Consider the following 5,758-nt stretch of genomic DNA (forward strand, 5'->3'; position numbering starts at 1 on the left):
TTTTGTGCTGTTTTTACTTCTTTTTATAATAAATTTGGCCCGCCCGCGGCCATGAGGCGACCCGCCCCCATCTATGCGCGGGGGGGGCCCCCGCCCCGCCTGATGGCGGTCCGGCGCCCACGAGGCTGCGAACCGAAGGGCCGCGTCGATGCCGAAAGGGAGGAGCGAGGGAGGGAGCGGAGCGACCGAGGGAGGGACGACCGTCGGCATCGACAGCAGGCGGCCCGAAGGTGAGCAGGCTCCAGAAAATTCAGTCCTGCGGCAGGCGCGGGGCCGGGGCGGTCATCAGCACGGTGCGGCGCGGGTTGGCCGTGCTGGCGGGCAGCTCGGAGGCGTACTCGACCGCGCGGTCGGCCGGGGAGCCGAGCAGCTGGCCGAAGTCGGCGACCGAGGCCAGCGTGGTCCGGCGCGGGTTGGCGGTCGAGCCGTTCGGGAGCTGGGACATTGCGTCACACCTTGGGTTCGGGGCCGATCCACAGGAGTCGGCGGGGGTGATTCCGGGCAGGCTGACGCCTGGCACAGCGCACAAGGGTAGACGGTCCACCCCGGAGGGGAGCCGATCTTCTTCCACAGGCGCCGTGATCTTAGCTATACATTCCGCTGTGATTTTGCTCACAAATTGCCGGGGAAATGCCGCATCATGGACATTTCACGACCCTGCGGAGATCGCCTCAAAATCCGTATCTCGGACATTTCGGGAGCTCCTCCGCATCGCGCCATCGAGGGCTGACTTGGCATGTATCGGGCGAGTGTCCGAAAAGCGCCGTATTCCCGGCCTGTTACCGCACAGTCAGTGAGACGGTGCGCGCGCTGGGTGGTCTAGGACACTGACAGGTAACGCCCCTTGTTGGAGTTCCCACGCTGTGCTGGAATGCGACGGAAAAACTCGACACCGCCCCTGACCGTGCCAGCGGGAAGGGGCGCCCGGTCCAGAGGTTGCGACGCCAGTGCAGGGACGTTTCAAGAGGGGCAGCGGCGCCGCGGGAGACCCGGAGTCGCGTGAGCCCGTGGCAGGCCCCCACCAGGCAGCGCCGCTCACGGGCCCCGGTGAGCAGATAGTCGGCGGCGGCGAGCCCGATCCGCAGGACGGTGCCGAAGGCACCGATCAGAACGAGAAGCCGAGCGGTCGCTCCCGCCTGCGCACCTCGTTGACCCGCCGCCGGGCCACCGGTCTGAGCCGGTTCGCCATGCGCAACTGGAAGATCCGCACGCGCCTGATCGCGCTGCTGCTCCTCCCCGTGGTGGTCGCCCTCGCGCTCGGCGGTCTGCGCGTGCAGTCCTCGCTGGACAACTCGCACCAGCTCTCGCAGATGGCCAACCTGGCCGACCTGGCCCGCAAGGCCACCGACCTGGCGAACGCCCTGCAGACCGAGCGCGACCTCAGCGCCGGCCCGCTGACCAACGGCGGTCCCGAGCGCGCCAAGGACGACGACGTCGCCAACGCCCGCAAGGTCTCGGACACCCTGAGCAAGGCCTTCGCGGCCAGCGCGGACAACTTCGACGACCTCGACCTCGCCGGTGGCAAGGCCCTGCTGCTCCAGGTCCGCCGTGACCTCAACCAGCTCTCCGAGGCCCGTAGCAACGCCTACACGGACCACAAGAACATCCAGGCGACGATCACCAACTACGACGTGATCATCAAGAACCTGCTCTCCATCACGCAGGACATCGCGATCGCGTCCAACTCGACCGAGCTGGTCAAGATCACCCGTGCGCTCTACCAGTTCTCGCTGGCCAAGGAGAACACCTCGATGCAGCGCGCGCTGATCAGCGCGGCGCTCGCCAACCCGCTCGGGCCGGACCTGTCCTCCTCCGACGAGACCTTCGGCATCCGCCTGAAGACCTCCGAGGACAACGCCCTCACCAACTTCACCGCCATCTACGGCGACTCCGAGGCGCAGGTGCTGCGCCAGGGCCTGACCCGCAACCAGGAGATCGCCAACGCGGACCGGTACAGCAAGGCCGTCCTCAACCCGAACGGCATCAAGCAGACCGAGTCCCGCGGCTACAAGGACTGGTACGACAGCGCCACGGCGAAGATCACCGCCGAGCAGAAGATCGAGAAGAAGCTGCTCGAGGACCTCGACGGCCGGGCCGGCGACCTCCAGGACGAGGCCGACACCCAGGCGCTGGTCAACGGCGCGCTGATCGCGGTCGTGCTCATCGTCGCCATCGCCGGCGCGGCCCTGGTGGCCCGCTCGATGGTGCGCTCGCTGACCCGTCTGCAGGTCGCCGCCGAGGACGTCGCCGAGCGGCGGCTGCCCGAGCTGGTCAAGACCCTCTCCGAGAGCGACCCGCACGACGTCGACGTCACCGTCGAACCCGTCGGCGTCGACTCGGCGGACGAGATCGGCCACGTGGCGCACGCCTTCGACATGGTGCACCGCGAGGCCGTCCGCCTCGCCGCCGAGCAGGCGCTGCTGCGAGGCAACATCAACGCGATGTTCACCAACCTCTCGCGCCGCAGCCAGGGCCTGATCCAGCGTCAGCTCTCGCTCATCTCCGAGCTGGAGAGCCGCGAGGCCGACCCGGACCAGCTGGCCTCGCTGTTCAAGCTGGACCACCTCGCCACCCGCATGCGCCGCAACGGCGAGAACCTCCTCGTCCTCGCGGGCGAGGACCCGGGCCGCCGCTGGACCCGCCCCGTCCCGCTGGTCGACGTGCTCCGCGCCGCCGCCTCCGAGGTGGAGCAGTACGAGCGCATCGAGCTGGCCTCGGTGCCGTCGGCCGAGGTGGCCGGCCGCGTCGTCAACGACCTCGTCCACCTGCTCGCCGAGCTGCTCGAGAACGCGACCTCGTTCTCCAGCCCGCAGACCCGCGTCCGGGTGACCGGCCACGCGCTGCCGGACGGCCGGGTGCTGATCGAGATCCACGACACCGGCATCGGCCTCTCCCCCGACGACCTCGCGGACATCAACGAGCGCCTCGCCAACCCCCCGGTCGTCGACGTCTCGGTCTCCCGCCGCATGGGCCTCTTCGTGGTCGGCCGCCTGTCCCTGCGACACGGCATCCGCATCCAGCTGCGCCCCAGCGACTCCGGCGGCACCACCGCCCTCGTCATGCTCCCGCTCGACGTCACCACCTCCGGCGACCGCCGGGGCGGCGGCCGTCCGGGCGGGCCGGGCAAGGCGCCGCAGCGCGGGGTCGGTCCGACGCCGCGTCAGCAGGGCCGTCCCGGTGCCGCCGAGGCGCTGGCCGGCCGTGGCGCGGCAGCGCTCGGCCAAGGCCCGCAGGGCTCGCAGGGCCGCCCGGGCGGCGCTCCGGCCGGCCGGCCGCAGCTCGGCCAGGGTCCGCAGGGCGGAGGCCGTCCGGGTGCCCCGGCCGGTGCGCCCGGTGGCTCCCCCAACCTCTTCGGCGGCCCCGCCGCCGGCGCCCCCGCGGGCGGCCTGCCCACCCGCGACGCGGGCCAGCCCTCCCGGGAGAACCCGGCCGAGGGCCTGATGCCGCGCCGTACCCCGGGCGCCTCGGGTGCCCCGGGCGCCGGTGCTCCCGGTCAGGGCGCTCCCGCTCAGGGCGTGCCGGGCCAGGGCACTCCGGGCCAGGGCGCTCCGGGTGCGGGGCTCCCCCGCCGCGGTCCGGGCCAGGGCCAGCCGCAGGGCCAGCCGCAGCCGGGCTTCGGCCAGGAGCGTCCGCGCCCCGAGCCGGCCGGCCAGGGTGCCCAGGGCTGGAACGAGCAGCCGCAGCACGGCCGGGCCGGCCACCCCGAGGCCGGACGCCGTCCGCAGCCGCAGGGCCGTCCGTCCGGCCCCGGTCAGCAGCAGGCGCCCGCCCCGCAGCAGGCCCAGCCGCAGATGTTCCAGCAGCAGGCCCCGGCCCCGCTGGAGGCTCCGGCGGAGTCCACCGCGCAGTTCGCCCGTCCGCGCTTCGAGGCCAGCGAGATCGACCCGCGCGACCCGCTGGGCCTCGGTCTGGTCGAGCCGGTGCTGCCGAGCGTGCCCAACCCGGTGCCGCAGCAGCCCTCGTTCCAGCAGCAGGGGCAGCAGCACGTCCAGCAGCCCCAGCAGCAGGTGGCCCCGCAGGCCCAGCCGATGGCGCTGCCGACCGGTCCCGGTCTCGACGACACCGTGCAGTGGCAGCGGCCCGAGGACGGCTTCGGCGCCCCGGCTCCGCAGCGGACGCCCCGTCAGCAGCCCGCCCCCGGGCAGGAGTTGCCGGGCCGCGGCCGCGAGGAGGCCCGTCCGCGCGGGTACCAGCCGCAGCGCCCCGGCACCTCCGCTCCGGGCTTCGGCGAGCCGGCCAGGACCGCCCAGCGGCCCGAGGCCCCGCAGGCGCCGTCCCAGGCCCAGGCTCCGGCCCAGGCCCAGGCCCCCCAGCAGGCTCCGGCCCAGCCGCAGGCCCAGCGCCCGCAGGCCCCGCAGCAGGCCCAGGCCCAGCCGCAGGGGCAGCCCCAGGGCCGCCCGCAGCCGGGCCAGCCCGGCCAGCCCGGCCAGGAGGGCCCGGGTGACGCGCCGTGGCGCCCGTCCGCCAACGACGAGCGCTGGCGCCGCGCGGAGCAGGTCCGCGAGCCCTCCAGCGACGGGCTGACCCTGTCCGGCCTCCCCCGCCGGACCCCGCAGGCCAACCTGGTCTCCGGCACCGCCGAGGCGTCGCCGCTGACCGGCCCGCAGGTCTCCCGCAGCCCCGAGGAGGTGCGCGGCCGGCTGACCAACCTGCGCCGCGGCATCCAGCAGGGCCGCCAGGCCGGCGCGGACGCCGCCTCGCAGGGCGGCGGCATGCCGACCCGTCCGCCGCGCTTCGACGGCTTCGGCCCGCAGGGGCACGGCGCGCAGGACAACCCCGGTTACGGCTCGAACCAGCAGGAGCGTTGAGTTGACCCAGATGAGCCAGGCCGCACAGAACCTGAACTGGCTGATCACCAGCTTCGTGGACAGCACCCCCGGGGTGTCCCACACCGTGGTGGTCTCCGCCGACGGGCTCCTGCTCGCCATGTCCGAGGGCTTCCCCCGCGACCGCGCCGACCAGCTCGCCGCCGTCGCCTCCGGCCTCACCTCCCTCACCTCCGGCGCCAGCCGGATCTTCGAGGGCGGCGAGGTCAACCAGACCGTCGTGGAGATGGAGCGCGGCTTCCTCTTCCTGATGGCCATCAGCGACGGCTCTTCCCTGGCCGTGCTCGCGGCCCCCGACTCCGACATCGGTCTGGTGGGCTACGAGATGGCCCTCCTGGTGGACCGCGCCGGAGCCGTTCTCACCCCCGCGCTGCGCGCCGAACTCCAGGGCAGCCTGCTGCACTGACGGACCGTCACCCCGAAGCGCGGCAACTGACCAGAGCATCCAGGAGGACCCTCATGACCCCGCCCCCGACACCCGGCGGCTCCTACGGCAGCAACGGGTACGGCAGCGGCTACGGCGGCCAGTCCGACGGGTACGAGCAGCAGCCGCTGGTCCGCCCGTACGCGATGACCGGCGGCCGCACCCGCCCGCGGTACCAGCTGGCGATCGAGGCCCTGATCTCCACCACCACGGCCGCCGAGCGCACCGGCGGTCTGCTGCCGGAGCACGCCCGCATCGTCAACCTGTGCCGGGACGTCAAGTCCGTGGCGGAGATCTCCGCGCTGGCCGGTGTGCCGCTCGGGGTCGCCCGCATCCTGGTCGCCGACCTGGCCGAGGCCGGTCTCGTCGCCATCCACCAGCCCGCCGCCGCCGGAGAGTCGGGCGGAACGCCGGACGTCACGCTGCTCGAAAGGGTCCTCAGTGGACTTCGCAAGCTCTAACGCGGCCGCCCCCAGCCGCGCCACCACCTCCGCGAAGATCGTCGTCG

Annotated in this window: 4 protein-coding genes; 3 read left to right on the forward strand and 1 reads right to left on the reverse strand. The window is 73.2% G+C overall.

Annotated features, from left to right (window positions below; genetic code table 11):
* Positions 1 to 250: 250 nt before the first annotated feature.
* Entirely contained in the window at positions 251 to 445 is a 195-nt protein-coding gene (locus tag ACWEPF_RS39405; protein ID WP_345289562.1) for a hypothetical protein, read from the reverse strand.
* Between the two features lie 562 nt (positions 446 to 1,007).
* On the opposite strand from ACWEPF_RS39405, the gene ACWEPF_RS39410 reads away from it, so the two are divergent.
* Genes ACWEPF_RS39410 through ACWEPF_RS39420 form a run of 3 tightly spaced genes read left to right on the forward strand, consistent with a single transcriptional unit; the run spans position 1,008 to position 5,711 of the window.
* On the forward strand, positions 1,008 to 4,808 hold the full coding sequence (locus ACWEPF_RS39410; RefSeq protein ID WP_452176458.1) for a sensor histidine kinase: 3,801 nt from the start codon (positions 1,008 to 1,010) through the stop codon (positions 4,806 to 4,808).
* Between the two features lie 10 nt (positions 4,809 to 4,818).
* The gene (locus ACWEPF_RS39415; protein ID WP_345289569.1) at positions 4,819 to 5,232 is read left to right on the forward strand and encodes a roadblock/LC7 domain-containing protein; all 414 of its coding nucleotides are present in this window, start codon (positions 4,819 to 4,821) and stop codon (positions 5,230 to 5,232) included.
* Positions 5,233 to 5,285: 53 nt separating this feature from the next.
* On the forward strand, positions 5,286 to 5,711 hold the full coding sequence (locus ACWEPF_RS39420; RefSeq protein WP_345289559.1) for a DUF742 domain-containing protein: 426 nt from the start codon (positions 5,286 to 5,288) through the stop codon (positions 5,709 to 5,711).
* Positions 5,712 to 5,758 lie beyond the last annotated feature (47 nt).

This window comes from Kitasatospora sp. NPDC004289 (assembly GCF_053602875.1).

Coding starts and splice junctions, on each gene's coding strand:
- ACWEPF_RS39415 (WP_345289569.1), top strand. CDS start 4,819: ATGAGCCAGGCCGCACAGAACCTGAACTGGCTGATCACCAGCTTCGTG.
- ACWEPF_RS39420 (WP_345289559.1), top strand. CDS start 5,286: ATGACCCCGCCCCCGACACCCGGCGGCTCCTACGGCAGCAACGGGTAC.
- ACWEPF_RS39405 (WP_345289562.1), bottom strand. CDS start 445: ATGTCCCAGCTCCCGAACGGCTCGACCGCCAACCCGCGCCGGACCACG.